This is a genomic window from Clostridium sp. AF32-12BH, from assembly GCF_003477935.1.
Taxonomy (GTDB): domain Bacteria; phylum Bacillota; class Clostridia; order Lachnospirales; family Lachnospiraceae; genus Brotaphodocola.
This window is the reverse complement of record NZ_QUEH01000002.1, coordinates 214,400-228,443: the sequence shown is the minus strand read 5'-3', so window position 1 is coordinate 228,443 and position 14,044 is coordinate 214,400. Positions and strand designations below refer to the sequence as shown.

At 50.3% G+C, this 14,044-nt stretch carries 12 protein-coding genes; 1 reads left to right on the top strand and 11 read right to left on the bottom strand.

The annotated features are described in order from the left end of the window. Window positions 1-8: 8 nt before the first annotated feature. From DWZ40_RS02595 to DWZ40_RS02545, 11 genes are all read right to left on the bottom strand, one after another. Window positions 9-1,199, bottom strand: coding sequence for a ribonuclease E/G (locus tag DWZ40_RS02595; protein ID WP_347560029.1), 1,191 nt, complete (start codon window positions 1,197-1,199; stop codon window positions 9-11). After that, window positions 1,183-1,890 (bottom strand): TIGR03936 family radical SAM-associated protein, encoded by a 708-nt coding sequence (locus DWZ40_RS02590; RefSeq protein WP_347560035.1) that lies wholly within the window; start codon window positions 1,888-1,890, stop codon window positions 1,183-1,185. Before DWZ40_RS02590 ends, DWZ40_RS02595 begins: the two co-directional genes overlap by 17 nt. Next, complete coding sequence (locus DWZ40_RS02585) at window positions 1,880-3,748, bottom strand: TIGR03960 family B12-binding radical SAM protein (protein WP_118540548.1); 1,869 nt, start codon at window positions 3,746-3,748, stop codon at window positions 1,880-1,882. The genes DWZ40_RS02590 and DWZ40_RS02585 overlap by 11 nt, the downstream gene beginning before the upstream one ends. Window positions 3,749-3,986: 238 nt before the next feature. After that, window positions 3,987-4,451 (bottom strand): tyrosine-type recombinase/integrase, encoded by a 465-nt coding sequence (locus tag DWZ40_RS02580; RefSeq protein WP_118540547.1) that lies wholly within the window; start codon window positions 4,449-4,451, stop codon window positions 3,987-3,989. Then, window positions 4,448-5,641: a tyrosine-type recombinase/integrase gene (locus tag DWZ40_RS02575; RefSeq protein ID WP_118540546.1), complete on the bottom strand. Its 1,194-nt coding sequence runs from the start codon at window positions 5,639-5,641 to the stop codon at window positions 4,448-4,450. The genes DWZ40_RS02580 and DWZ40_RS02575 overlap by 4 nt, the downstream gene beginning before the upstream one ends. Window positions 5,642-5,732: 91 nt before the next feature. After that, window positions 5,733-7,088, bottom strand: a complete 1,356-nt coding sequence (locus tag DWZ40_RS02570) for an amidohydrolase (protein WP_118540545.1) — start codon at window positions 7,086-7,088, stop codon at window positions 5,733-5,735. Window positions 7,089-7,171: 83 nt separating this feature from the next. After that, entirely contained in the window at window positions 7,172-8,890 is a 1,719-nt protein-coding gene (locus DWZ40_RS02565) for an adenine deaminase C-terminal domain-containing protein (RefSeq protein ID WP_118530785.1), read from the bottom strand. A gap of 16 nt (window positions 8,891-8,906) precedes the next feature. Next, window positions 8,907-10,019, bottom strand: a complete 1,113-nt coding sequence (locus DWZ40_RS02560) for an ABC transporter substrate-binding protein (RefSeq protein ID WP_118540544.1) — start codon at window positions 10,017-10,019, stop codon at window positions 8,907-8,909. A 250-nt stretch (window positions 10,020-10,269) separates the two neighbouring features. After that, window positions 10,270-11,310, bottom strand: a complete 1,041-nt coding sequence (locus DWZ40_RS02555; protein WP_118540543.1) for an ABC transporter ATP-binding protein — start codon at window positions 11,308-11,310, stop codon at window positions 10,270-10,272. A gap of 13 nt (window positions 11,311-11,323) precedes the next feature. Then, window positions 11,324-12,106, bottom strand: a complete 783-nt coding sequence (locus DWZ40_RS02550) for an ABC transporter permease (protein WP_118297651.1) — start codon at window positions 12,104-12,106, stop codon at window positions 11,324-11,326. Further along, a complete protein-coding gene (locus tag DWZ40_RS02545) occupies window positions 12,099-12,932 on the bottom strand; it encodes an ABC transporter permease (RefSeq protein ID WP_118540542.1) in 834 nt (277 codons plus the stop codon). Before DWZ40_RS02545 ends, DWZ40_RS02550 begins: the two co-directional genes overlap by 8 nt. Before the next feature lie 175 nt (window positions 12,933-13,107). On the opposite strand from DWZ40_RS02545, the gene DWZ40_RS02540 reads away from it, so the two are divergent. Continuing rightward, on the top strand, window positions 13,108-14,031 hold the full coding sequence (locus tag DWZ40_RS02540; protein WP_118540541.1) for a LysR family transcriptional regulator: 924 nt from the start codon (window positions 13,108-13,110) through the stop codon (window positions 14,029-14,031). Window positions 14,032-14,044: the final 13 nt, after the last annotated feature.

The window sequence follows — 14,044 nt, the reverse complement described above, 5'->3', positions numbered from 1 at the left end:
GTTATACCCTATTTTGAAATCTGGGCGATCTGTTCCCACAGGGGTTTCTTTTCTTTCTTTCGTGTCATTTCCACCAGGTTGAGCGGTGTCATGTCAACAACGGTCGTTTTGACCGGATCCGGCCGCACGGCAGCTTTTAAGGTGTCCATGAGAAGTGCCTTATCCTCTTCCGTATCCATATCGATAAAATCGACCATGATGATGCCGGACAGATTGCGGAGTCTCAGCTGGTGTGCAACTTCCTGTGCTGCTTCTAAGTTGATCAGGCGAATGGTATCAGCGAGATTCTTCTTGCCGGAATATTTTCCGGTGTTCACGTCGATGACGACCATGGCCTCTGTGCACTCTATTATAAGGTATCCGCCAGACTTTAGCCATACCCTTTTCTGACAAGATTGTTCTAATGCATATTCCAGCGAATATAATTTCGCAAGACTTAAAAGTTTATCCTCATAAAAGCGCAGTCCGGTTGTCTCTGAGAGATCTGAAATGCGGAAATATTCCTGCAAACGTGCAAAAAGATCCGGCTGGTCCGTCACAACCTCCTCCAGACTTCCGTTTGGACAGTTGCGCAGCGCTTTTAAGTAATCCGGCTCCGCTTCATAAAGAAGGCTGTAACAGGTCCGGTACTGCGCAAGGTTCATGACACGGTCAAACTGCTCCAGTAACGCGGAAAGCTCCCGAAGGAGCTTTGTTTCCTGTCCATATGCATTTGTGCGGATGATGACGCCGGTGCTTTTGCCGTCCAGAAGCTGCTCAATCTGCGGACGCATGCGTTCTTTCCACTCCCGGTCATCGATTTTGGAAGAAAAGCCGATCACACGCTTTCCGGCAGTCAGGACTGCATATTTTCCGGAAAAATTTAAGTTCCCGGACAGCACGGGATCCTTTGTTTTCACCGCATCCTTTGCCACCTGCACGATGATCTCATCGCCTTCCTTCAGTTTCCGGTGCCGGCCGTCGGCAAATAGCGTGACCTTATTGTCAGTCAGACTGTAGTAGCCAGTACGTCCATCAGAGAAATCCACGAAAGCGGAGTTTAAATTTTTTACGACCTTTTGGACTTTTCCAACATAAATATTACCCAGAATGGATGATGCATCCTCCAGTCCAAGCTCCAGAGTCTCCTTGCCGGAAACCAGAGCTGTCAGGACGCGGTCATGCCACCGGGTTACGATCAGCTTATTCAATGTCTTCACCAAATGATTCCAGGGTCACGAAGTCATGCTTTTCTTCGCTTCCCTTATTTGCGTATACTTCCAAACGGGTAACCATAAGCGCAAACTCGCCCAGCGTCTCGCCGCGGCTTTCTGCGTAAGCGCGAAGCACGGCATCCGGCTTTAAGTTTGCAGCACTTCCGGTCGCAATTTGTAAAAAGATCTTATGCTCCGGACGGGCTTCCATCTGGTAGATCTGCGGGCGGATATTGATTTCTTTCTCACCCTTTTTGGTCTTCTTTAAAAACAGGATCTCTTCTTTTTTCAGGAATTCCGGGATTCCTGCGAAGAATGCCTCCAGATCTTTTGGCTCATAACCTTCCCGGAAACGGACTTCGTAGTCGGCTGCCGCCACTAAGGACATGGCATTGCCTGCATCATCCGGAAGTGCCCGGTAAGAAAGCGCTTCCATGCCCTCTACCATATTTTCATTGATGCGGCGCAGCATTTCTTTGGAAGAATCAGTGCTCAGCACTTCGATATCGACATACTCGCCACGGCTCTCCAGTCCCACGCCGAGCGGAGCCGCAAACGACATGATCTGGTGCGGGCTGAAGCCCTCACTGTAGCGGATATCGACATCGGCACGGCGCATCACCTTCTGGAAATAACGCATGATATCCAGATGACCGATGAATTTCATGGTGCCTTCCTTAGCAAATTTAATTCTCATCTTCAAAGCAGACACCTCCTCCAAATTTTCTCGCGCCGCAGCCGGAACACTGCTGACGGCAGTTCGGAGTCACCTTCTCGCTGATGGCAGTCAGCCACTCGCGCTTTAAGAACTCCTTGGTCACGCCTGCATCGATGAAATCCCACGGGAAGATTTCATCTAAGCTGCGCTCTCTTACGGTATAGAAATCCGGGTCTATGCCGCAGGTCTCGAAGGCCTGCATCCAGGTGTCGTTTTTGAAATACTCACCCCAGGAATCGAACATGGCGCCGTTTTTGTAAACCTCTTCCACAACGCTTGCCACACGGCGGTCTCCGCGGGCCAGAACACCCTCAAGGACCGTCAGGTCAGCCTCATGGTAGTTATATTTTAAGCTCTTGCGGTTTAACATCTCCTTGAACTTATCTTTTACGATGTAAGCGCGCTCCAAAAACTCCTCCTTGGTGCACATCTGCGCCCACTGGAACGGGGTAAATGGCTTCGGAACAAAGAAGGAAGAGCTGGCAACAACCTGAACCTTGCCGTTGCGCTGCTCTTTCGGGATTTCGTCGTAGTAGAGCTCTGCAACCTTCTCAGACAGCAGGGCAATGCCCTCCATATCCTCTCTGGTCTCGGTCGGAAGTCCCAGCATAAAGTACAGCTTTACACGGTTCCAGCCGCCGTGGAATGCCTCAGCGGCACCCTTTAAGATGATCTCCTCCGTCAGTCCCTTATTGATGACGTCACGCATACGCTGGGTACCGGCCTCCGGCGCGAAGGTCAGGCTGCTCTTCTTGATATCCTGGACCTTGCTCATGACATCCAGGGAGAACGCATCGATACGCAAAGACGGCAGGGAAATGTTCACGCCCTTGCCCTGGAACTCCTCGATCAGGAAGTTTACGATCTCTTTTAAATGGGTATAGTCACTGGAACTTAAGGAGCTTAAGGAAATCTCCTCATGGCCGGTGCTCTTTAACATCTTGTATGCATGATCCTTTAAGAACTCCAGACTGCGTTCACGCAGCGGACGGTAGATATTGCCTGCCTGGCAGAAACGACAGCCGCGGATGCAGCCGCGCTGAATCTCCAGAACCACGCGGTCCTGGGTTACCTTCAGGTACGGAACTACCGGATTTTCCAGATACGGGACATCGTTCATGTCCATAACCAGTTCCTTGGTAATGGTAGCCGGAATGCCCTCTTTATTCGGGGTGAAGGACGCAATGGTGCCGTCCTGGTTGTAAGCTACATCGTAAAACATCGGCACGTAGATGCCTGGAAGTTTGGCTGCTGCCTCCAGGAAATCTCTTCTGTTGCCGCCATTTTTCTTGTTTTCTTTGTAGAGATCAAACAGTGCATCGTACTGGGTCTCGCCCTCGCCGATATAGAACATGTCAAAGAATACGGCAAGCGGCTCCGGGTTATAGGCACACGGACCACCACCGATCACGACCGGATCTTCCTCCGTACGGTCAGCCGCATGCAGCGGGATGCCGCTTAAATCCAGCACCTGCAGGATGTTGGTGTAACACATCTCATACTGGATCGTAAAGCCCAGGAAATCAAAATTCTTCACCGGATCCTGGGATTCCAGCGCGAACAGCGGGATATGCTGCTCCCGCATCACCTTGTCTAAGTCTGTCCACGGAGAGAACAGACGCTCACACCACACATCGTCCCGCTTGTTAAACATCGCGTACAGGATTTGCATGCCAAGGTGGGACATGCCGATCTCGTATACGTCCGGGAAGCACATGGCAAACCGAATGTCCACAAGGGACGGATTTTTCATGACACAGTTTACTTCCCCACCGATGTATCTGGCGGGTTGTTGAACGGTTAATAAAATTTCATCACTTAACGCTAACTTTCTCATAAATCCTTATTTTACCTACATTTCTCACGTTTTTAGCGATGGGTTCATCGCTGTTTTTTAGTTCTTTTTCTCTGATTTTCTCCGTAAGCGTAAAAACACAAATTCTTGTCAAGTGTCTTTTTCTCACGGATAGTTTACATAATGTTTTTCGCTCTTACGACAAAAAAAATTGTTTCTGAAATACGCACAATTCGGATTTTCCGTTATTTTACGGATAAATCCGCTCTAAATGTACAGATCAGACCGCATTATTATACGGTATTTCGCGTGTTTCCGCAATAGATTCTTTCCCGAAATCAATTTTTCGAGCTTCTATCGTCGAACTTTTTATCAAGTTTTCCGAATATTCGTCAAATCCAGGAACCTCAAAAATCAGGGTTTCCTTCAGAACGATCTCATTATTTTCCAGTTTTACCGGCATGGCATTCAGGAAAATTTCCTCAAATTCTGGAACGTCTTCACAAACTTTTTGGCTCGGAACAACATAGTGTTGCATCGTGAAAATTCCGCTGGAATGTCCGAGTGCGATGGCCAGTTCTTTGATATTGACCTGGTAATGGACCATCAATGTTGCGTATACATGACGCAGATCGTGCCAGTGAAAATCATCCGGGAGACCGTAAAGTTTTTTCATGGAATTGAAATCATCCTTATAGGACCGGCGGTTATAGGCAGTGCCATCCGCCCGATGCCAGATTGTCACCTCGCCTGCATCCTTCCCTTCTGCCTCCGGCGACTGGGTCCACCTTTTGCAGCTGCGGCTCTTTCATTCGCTTCTTTTTTGGATACCTGCTTTCGCTTTATGGAAATTGCGCTTGTAGCAGGATTTTTGTTAATCAGAACGTGTTTTTTGGCATACTTGAAAGAAGAGCCGAAGACTCCGTAAGCCGGTGATAAAAGCCCTGGCGTCATGGAATCCAGAATCTTTAAGAGGTCATCATTGGTTACTACATCCATCGTCCTCCCTTTTATTATGGGCAAAATATAATTTTGTATGATGTTCCGGTAACACACAAAGGTGCCGTATTTAATCTTCCGTACCTTTACCATATGTTCATTCAGCCAGTAATCATAAAAATTTTCTGCCAGAATCTGACTTGCGATGTATTCCTTTCTTGCCAGTTGTCCTATGATTTCATTCTTTTTGTCCTGCGCGTCTCTTTGTGTCTCGAAGCTGCCTATCTGCTTTGGGAGAACGGTTCCGTCAGAAAATGTAAGCGAAAAACGGATGACATATTTCCCATGATCCGATGTTATGCTATCGCGAAACTTCCACTCCACAATAGGCCCTCTTGCGATAATATCGATTCTGGATTCCGCTTCCATATAAGCAGTATAGACATCAAATGTAGTTCCAATATTGGCATGTCCAAGATATTCTGAAACATGCAACAGGATTTCTTCCGGATGGTCCTGATTACGCGTACCGTATTCAAACATCATAGTTGCCGCAATATGCCGCAGGTTGTGAGTCGTGACGATTGGAATGCCGGCATCCGCACAGATCCGTTTTAAAGCGGCATTTAAGGTGGCGTCTGACTTGATCTCTCCCCGATCTGCAATACAGATATAGCCATCATACTCATCCGACCATTCTTTCTTGTTCTTTTTTCTGGTTTCTTTTCTGAGTTCCAGCCAGTCTCTGCGTTCTTCCGCTAAGGAAAAGATAATTTCCAGCATCCGTAAAACCCGGTCACTTTCCTCGGTTTTCGTTGCTTTTATTTCGATTCCTGTTCTGGAAACGCGAATTTTTTTACCTGCGTAATCGACGTCTGAGAGACGTACAGCCTGCCTTCGGACCGTTACCGTCCGCTCTTGCTTATTAAAATCTGTAAAACAGAGTCCTCGGATTTCCCCATACCGAAGCCCGTGCAGCATCAGACAGTATACCACGAACGCCGGGCTTTTCGAAGCTCGGCGTTTTGTGTTGGGAATATGAAATGAGCTGCCGCACGTTAGTGCGACAGCCCCGTTTTTCTATCTTCTACACCAGATTCTTCATATCCTTAAACGCTGTCCGCTCCATCTTCTCCCGAAGGTCATTCCTGATCTTCGCGAAGTCCTCACGGACAAGCTTCTTTTCTTTTACGAGGCACTCACCCGCAACATAAACATCTCTCACATTCGATGCAATCGCGCTATACACAAGAGCCGAATACGGGTCGTATACCGGGAACATATTTGGGGAGTCGGTCTCTACGAGGACGAGATCCGCCTGTTTTCCGGGCTCGATGGAACCAGTGATATCGCCGAGTCCTAACGCTCTTGCTCCCTCAATCGTCGCCATGGAAACGACCTCCTTTGCCGGGAACGCGCTGCGATCGTGGAGCTCATTTTTGTGGAAGTTCTCGCACATCCGCATCTGGATGAACAGATCCAGCGTATTTCCGCTCGCCGGACCGTCGGTACCGAAGCCGACGGACATGCCGTGCTTATGCATCAGGGACACCGGAGCCACGCCCTTTGCGGCCTTCGTGTTGGAGGCGATACAGTGGGCCACGGACGCTCCGTGCTTCGCGAGGATCTCCACGTCATGTTCCGTCGTGCGGATGCTGTGGGCCGCCAGCGTATTCGGTCCGAGGACTCCGATATGCTCCATAAACTCGATGGGCGTCATATTATACTGTTCCCTCAACTGGGTCATCTCGTAGTCCATCTCCGCCACATGGAGCGTAAATACGGTTCCCGCCTTCACGTCCTCCTCATATGCCCGTTTTAAAGTCTCCGGGCTGCAGGTCGTCGTTCCGTGGGGCGTGATCGCTCCGGAAACGCGCGGGTGATCTTTGTACGCCTCGATCAGTGCAATTCCACGCTCGATGGCCTCATCCGCGTTCTTACTGTCGCAGGAATCCTTTTCCATCACCGTCTCACCGGCGATTCCGCGGATCCCCATCTCGTCCATGACCTTCGCCACAACTTCCTCGAAATAGTACATATCAAGCACTGTCGTCACACCGGAGAGCAGCAGCTCGCCTATGGCGTATCGCGTGGAAAGCCTGGCCATCTCCGCGTCCATGGCCTGATTCTCCATCGGAAGCAGGAACACCCGCAGGCGATCCTTACAATCGTCCCCGAGGCCGCGGAACGGGATCATGCCGAGGTGGCAGTGGGTGTTTACGAGGCCTGGGATCACGATGGCGCGCTTTGCGTCGATCTCCTCGAAGGTCTCGCCAGCCTTTAAAATCCCCTGCGCAGTAAGCGCCTGAAGCGCCTTCTCAAGCTCTTCCTCCGGTCCTGCTGCCAGAATCTTTGTATCTTCAAACATCACATAACCATGATCCCAGACATCACCTGCCTCGTTCATCGTCACAACAATGCCGTTTTTGATAATCTTCTTCATCGTTCTAATTTCATCCTTCATAATTTCGACCTGATCCGGTTCTTCCACTATCCGCGGAGAAAAACCGGCGGCGGGCCGTAAAACTACTTCCCGTACTTCTCAACCAACGGCACATGTTCCTGCCCCGGCACCGTCAAAAGCCCGTGATCCGTGAGCTTCAGTTTCGGTGACACCGGAAGGCAAAGCGTGGACATGGACATGACTACGTTGTTGTTCACATATCCAAGACCTTCCATCGCCGTCCGCACTTCCTTTAATTCCTGTCCGAGAACCTCGATGGGCTGATCCGACACGATGCCGCCGATGGTGAGTCCCGCCTCTGCCAGGGATCTTCCTTCAGCGAACACCACATATGCCCCCTGGAGCTCTAGGACGCGCCTCTGGGCCAGTTTCATATCGTTCTCATCTGTTCCCAGGACAAACAGGTTATGGCTGTCGTGGGACCACGTGGTGGCCACAGCGCCCGGTTTCGTCAGTGCTCCTTCCACGAGACTATATCCGATATTTCCATTCTTGCCGTACCGCTCGAAAACGACTGCAAGGGAAAGTCCTGCCGACTTCCAGTCAAGCACACCGTCCTTCACCTCGACTCTGCATTTCACCGGTGTGGTTGCCGTTCCGAAGGTGCCGATCTTCATGACATTGACTTCCGCCCATTTCGCCTCCGGATCTTCCGCCTTTAACACAAAGTCGGAGATTTCCGCCGGACGGCAGTTGATCGTGTGGTAGAAAGAAGCCGGGAAACTGCACGCCGCAGCTTCTGCCGCACCGTAAGCCTCCTTGTCCTTGCAGTACACACACTCGCCCTTCTTATAAACCACAACCGGATCGATCCCATCCAGACTGTCCAGCAGCATAAAGTCTGCGATCTTTCCCGGCGCGATCATCCCTCTGTCATCCAGATGCATCCGTCTCGACGGTGTCCAGGTCGCGCAGTAGATCGCCTTCTCCATCGGCATTCCCGCCTTCACAGCCGTCTCGATAATCTTATTGAGATGTCCGGTCAGAAGCTTATCTGCCATCGTGTCATCCGTCACCAGCGCCACATTCTCATAGAGTTCATTGTCGCAGACGGTCTTCACGACCTCCGGCGTCAGGGATTTGAACTGCAGCTCCAGAAACATCCCAAGCTCTGTCTTCTCCATCACTGACTGTGGAGTCTGCTGGGTGTGGTCCGCATCAACACCTTCATAGATAAAGCGGTTAAGATCCGCCCCCGTAAGTCCCGGGCAGTGCCCCTCGATTCGGAGATTCTTTCCCGCGTTCCGGCACACATTGATGAGATCCCGCGTCCGGCTCTCGCCTTCTGCTGAGAGATCCTTATAGTTCATGATCTCTCCAAGGCAGAGAACTCCATCTAAGGATGCCATCTCAGAAATTTCCTTTACACCAAGTGACGCCCCGGCTGTCTCTAACTTCTCATTTGTCGCCGGTACACTGGACGGGATCGCCCAGAAGATATCCTGCTTCGTCTTCTGCGCCATAAAAGCCCGGATGCCGTCCATGCCGAACACGTTCGCCATCTCGTGGGCATCGGCAACCACCGTTGTTACTCCATATGGAAGCGTGATCCTTGAAAACTCGCCCGGATATGTCATCGAGCTCTCGATGTGCATATGGATATCCACGAGACCAGGCAGCATGTATCTGCCTTTTCCGTCGATCTCCCGTACTCCCGGATATGAAATTGCAGGGGAAACGCAATAAAACTTTTCCCCTGCAACTGCCACATCCCGCTTTTCAAAACACTGTCTGAAGGTCTGATAGACCATGACATTTTTCAGAATGAAATCGGGTCTCATATAAAATTCCTCGTTATTAGTTGTTGATCGTTCTGTTCCACTGGTCGATCCAGTTATTTAAGATCGGGTTTACAAAAGCATAGTCAACAACCTTAACTTTTGCAGCCTTGTCGCCGTAGGTCATATCCTTGGACTCTTCCTCAGTGAATGTAACGTCCTTGTTTGTCGGTGCCTCGTTTAATGCCTTACCTGTCTTTGTCTGAAGCTCCTCGCTGATACGGTAGTTGATGTACTCGTAAGCAAGCTCCTTGTTCGCACAGTTCTTTGTTACGTTGATGGTGTTGAAGTTAGCGTAAGCTCCGTCCGGTGTAACGTAAACAAGTGTCGGGTTAGCGGCTACGATCGTCGGAACGCCGAAGTCACCGACAACTGCTGCTGCAACCTCACCGGATGTGAACATGTTGATCAGGTCGGAAGACTTTGTGTAAGTCTTAACAAGGTTCGGCTTTAAGTCAGCAAGTGCCTTGAAAGCAGCCTCGCCGTTGTCTGTTGTTACGTCAACGCCTGCGTGGTCGCTTGCAACGTAAACCATAGCCGGTCCGAATGTTGTTGTGATCTCCGGGATGGAAACCATGCCTGCAAGGCGCTCGTCCCAAAGGTCATCAAAGCTTGTGAGTTCAAATCCTGTAAGCTCCGGGTTGTAGATGATACCGATGCTGTTGATGGTGTACGGAACACCCTGTCCTGCCTCTGCAATCTCCTTTGCAGCCGGGATCAACTTCTCAGCATTCGGGATCTTGCTTAAGTCGATCGTATCGAAAAGTCCCTCGTCAGTGCCCTTCGCTGTCATAGCCTGGGAGAGCTCGATCACATCGATGGTGGAGTTCGGGTCTGCCGCTAACTTTGTATAACGGTCGTTTGTGCCGCCTGTCTCAGTAACGATTTCACAGCTGAACTCGTTCTCAAACGGTGTGTAAACCTCTTCTTCGGAGATATCTTCGCTGAGGCCGTATGTGGATAATACGAGCTTCTGTGCGTCTCCGGAAGCTGCCTTTGTCTCTTCTGCGGAAGAAGCTGCCTCAGAGCCTGCTGCCTGGCTTCCTGCTGCTGTGGTCTCTGTTGTGGATGCGCCGCCGCAGGCGGTAAGCATCATTGCTGCGCAAAGTACAACTGCTGCTGTTTTTTTCATGGTTTTTCTCCTCTTTCTCTCTTTTTGAGATAATGTTTTGTAACTGTCCGGCAGGTCTGTGCTTTCCGCACAAGCTGTACAAATGGGCAGTTGCATATTTTCCCGCATGAATATGGGTCTGTTTCGGAACTATCCGTTCATATCCCCCACATCCTGCGATGGTTCCCTTCATTGTTTTCCGTCCGGAGAACGATTCGATCTTTCTGGTTCTCCCTTCGGCGCATGACCTGTGCCCTAAGATCTCTGTCTCCTATCTTCTCACGAGAATCAGCTTATCCTTCGGCAGATACAGCCGGATCTCCTCGCCCTCTTTATAAACATGGTCAGTTCCCATATTTACCTTCAGGACACCGGCGGAAGTCTCAACCTCGTACTGGTAGCTCTTCCCGAGGAATGTGCGGACACCGATCTTACCGATTAAGACATTCTCCGTCTGAACATCATCTGCCAGACAGATATCGTCCGGGCGGATCGTTCCCGCGAATTTCTCGCAATCGAGATCCATGGAAGTTAAGAACTCGCTTCCATCCGGTGCTGTATAAACGCCGTCCTGCTTTTTCGCAAGTTCAAGGAAGTTCTCGAAACCGATGAATCTCGCGACGAACTCTGTCGCCGGTCTCTTATAGATGTTCTCCGGTGTGTCAAACTGCTCGATGACACCGCCGTTCATAACAGCCACCTTGTCGGAGATGGAGAAGCATTCCTCCTGATCATGTGTAACAAATAATGTGGTGATTCCAAGGCGCTTCTGAAGTCTCTTGATCTCCACACGCATGGAAAGTCTTAATTTCGCATCAAGATTGGATAACGGCTCATCTAAGAGCAGTAGCTTTGGCTCGATGACAAGTGCTCTCGCGAGGGCAACTCGCTGGCGCTGTCCGCCGGACATCTGTTTCGGGAAACGGTCGGCAAGCTCTGTCAGGCCGCAGACCTCAAGGATCTCCCTGACCTTCTTGTCGATCAGGTCCTTGTCCATCTTTCTTGTTCTGAGCCCGAACGCTACATTGTCATAAACACTTAAGTGCGGGAACAGGGCGTAGCTCTGGAATACCAGGCCGAACTGGCGCTTGTGGACCGGGACCTTTGTCATGTCCTCTCCGTCTAATGTGAAGGTTCCGCCCTGAGGGTTGATAAAGCCTGCAACGACGCGGAGTGTCGTGGACTTGCCGCAGCCGCTGGGACCTAAGAGGGATACAAGCTCGCCCTCCTCGACTTCCAGATTCAGCCCCTTTAAGATCTGTTTCTTTTTATCGTAACTTACGTCGATTCCATTTAAACTCATAAAAGCCATGGTCATATTCTCCTTATTTCGCCAGGGCTGCGATACCCAGTGTGCGGTCTACGATCACCATGATGACTACGGTAGCTGCCATTAAAAGTACGGAAACCGCCGATACGGTCGGATCATAGTTGTATTCAATATAGTTCATCAGTGTTGACGGGAATGTGGAAACTCCCGGTCCGGATAAGAACATGGACACCGGAATGTTGTTGAAGGAATTGATGAACGCCAGCATGAATGCTGAGGAAATTCCGGAGGTCACATTTGGAAGAACGACCTTGAAGAACGCCGCTCCCTTCGGGCATCCGAGGCTCCACGCCGCCTCCTCGATTGAAAAGTCGAACTGCTCCATCGAAGAACCGACTACGCGGATCACATACGGAAGTGTCACCATAAAATGGCCTGCGAGAAGTCCCGCGAACACCGGGATCCTGAGTGTCAGGATCAGGCACTGGTACATAATAAAGCCGATTACAATTCCCGGAACGATTGTCGGGGAAAGGAAGATGGACTTTAATAACTGCTTTCCTTTTAAACCGGCTCTCGCCAGCGCGTAAGCCGCCGGGATTCCGACCAGAAGAGAGATGCATGTCGCGAGGAGCGCGACCTCAAGGCTGGTCAGGAATGATCTGCGGAAAGACTTTAACGCGAACACGTTCGCGAACCATTTCGTCGAGAAGGACTCGATCGGGAATGTGATGGCGCTTCCGCCGCCGAATGCCGTTACGGTGATGATCAGTAACGGGATCATCAAAAATGCAAATACGATCGCTGCCCATATGGTCAACACTTTATTTTTACGCATAATCTTCACCTCTGCGGTCCAGCCGTGCGGCCAGAGCGTTAAATCCTTTGATCACAACCAGGGTTACAACGATCATGATGAGGGCGATCACGGACGCGCCGGTCCAGTCACTGACGGACATCGCTCTCTGGTAGATCAGGGTCGCCATGACCATGTTGCTGTTGCCTCCTAATAACTGCGGCGTCGTGTACGCGGTCAGGGTTCCGGTAAATACCAGAATACCGCCGACGATGATTCCCGGAAGGCTCATCGGGAAGATGACTTTCATGAACGCTTCCGTTCTTGAGGCTCCGAGGCTCTGTGCCGCCTCCATCATATCATCATCAATATTTTCCATAACACCGGCAACCGTTACGATCATTAACGGAAGGAACAGGTAGACAGAACCAATGATGATAGAAAAGTCAGTGTATAAAAGCTTAATCGGCTTCTCGATCAGTCCCATAGCGATCATGGCCTTGTTGATGATCCCGTTGCTGCCGAGAATATTGATCCATGCAAAGCTTCGGATAACAGAGTTTGTCATCATCGGAAAGATCGACGCAGAGAGAAGCAGTCCTCTCCATTTCTTATCACAGCGGCTGATGAAATACGCCGTCGGGATACCGCCCACCATACAGACAAAGGTGGTGATGACCGCGATCTTCACGGTTCTCAAAAAGATCTTTCTGTAATACTCGTCCTTAAAAAAGTCCACGTACGCGCTGAACGGGTAATCCCCCGTAAACACGCTTGGAACCAGAACGCGAAGCAGCGGGATCATCAGGAACAGAAATAAGATCACCAGTCCCGGAACCAGCATGCACCATGCACTGCTCTTTTTCATTGGTTTGCCCCTTTCTCAACTGTGCGTGATAAGTTTTAATTAGTGCTTCTTATAAATATTTGTTTTTTCATCAATTGCACTTATATTTTACATTCATTATAAAAAGTGATATACTATACGTCAAATACATATTATCTATAATTTTTATGCAGTAAAGCTATGAGGAGGCCCCTGTATGGAATTAAAAGAAGCCCGCTATATCCTGGCGATCGCCCGCCACCAGAGCATCGGCAAAGCCGCCGAATCCCTTTATATCTCCCAGCCGTCCCTGAGCAAGTACTTAAAGAACCTGGAAGAACGTCTCGGCGCTCCGCTGTTCAGCCGCCACGAAAACCGCTACTACCCGACTTACATGGGTGAACGCTACCTCCACTACGCCGAACAGATCGTTGCCTGCGGCGATGAGTGGATGCAGGAATACGACGATATCGCTCACCGCCAGCGCGGCCGCTTAAACATCGCCGTGCCGATCATGATGGGTAGCACGCTGATCGAACCGATGTTGGCACCGTTTCATAAACGATACCCCTATGTGACCTTAAATATCATGGAAGCAGTAAATTTCATTGCGGAGAACAGTCTGGAGACCTCATCCATCGACCTGACCCTTTACAATATCCATGAATTTCCCGAGACCATGGACTACCAGATCCTGCGCTCTGAGGAGATCGTTCTGGTCCTGCATGAAAACCATCCTCTCGCCGCAAAAGCCATTACCCGCCCCGGCTTCCGCTACCCGTGGCTGGATCTTTCCCTATTAAAAGAGGAAAACTTCATTCTCCTCTACCCGGACCAGAACACCGGTGGCATCTCCCTGGATCTCTTTCAAGAGTACAACATCAATCCACCGGTCTCTCTCCACACGAGAAACTCCTCCATGTCGATCCATCTGGCCATGGACGGCGTCGGCGCTGCCTTCGCCCCGGAGAGCTATTTCCATTATGAAAACCAGTACACCGGAAACCGCGCCCTCTGCTTCTCCGTCGGCCACAGACCGGCCCTCACAACTACCATCGCCGCCTATCGGAAAAACCGGTATCTGCCGCAGCATGCAAGAGATTTTCTGAAAATGATCCGGGAATATTGCCGTGAGAAATAAAACATTCTCCCAG

Coding starts and splice junctions, on each gene's coding strand:
- DWZ40_RS02560 (WP_118540544.1), bottom strand. CDS start 10,019: ATGAAAAAAACAGCAGCAGTTGTACTTTGCGCAGCAATGATGCTTACC.
- DWZ40_RS02555 (WP_118540543.1), bottom strand. CDS start 11,310: ATGGCTTTTATGAGTTTAAATGGAATCGACGTAAGTTACGATAAAAAG.
- DWZ40_RS02570 (WP_118540545.1), bottom strand. CDS start 7,088: ATGAAGAAGATTATCAAAAACGGCATTGTTGTGACGATGAACGAGGCA.
- DWZ40_RS02585 (WP_118540548.1), bottom strand. CDS start 3,748: ATGAGAAAGTTAGCGTTAAGTGATGAAATTTTATTAACCGTTCAACAA.
- DWZ40_RS02545 (WP_118540542.1), bottom strand. CDS start 12,932: ATGAAAAAGAGCAGTGCATGGTGCATGCTGGTTCCGGGACTGGTGATC.
- DWZ40_RS02565 (WP_118530785.1), bottom strand. CDS start 8,890: ATGAGACCCGATTTCATTCTGAAAAATGTCATGGTCTATCAGACCTTC.
- DWZ40_RS02550 (WP_118297651.1), bottom strand. CDS start 12,106: ATGCGTAAAAATAAAGTGTTGACCATATGGGCAGCGATCGTATTTGCA.
- DWZ40_RS02540 (WP_118540541.1), top strand. CDS start 13,108: ATGGAATTAAAAGAAGCCCGCTATATCCTGGCGATCGCCCGCCACCAG.
- DWZ40_RS02590 (WP_347560035.1), bottom strand. CDS start 1,890: ATGAGAATTAAATTTGCTAAGGAAGGCACCATGAAATTCATCGGTCAT.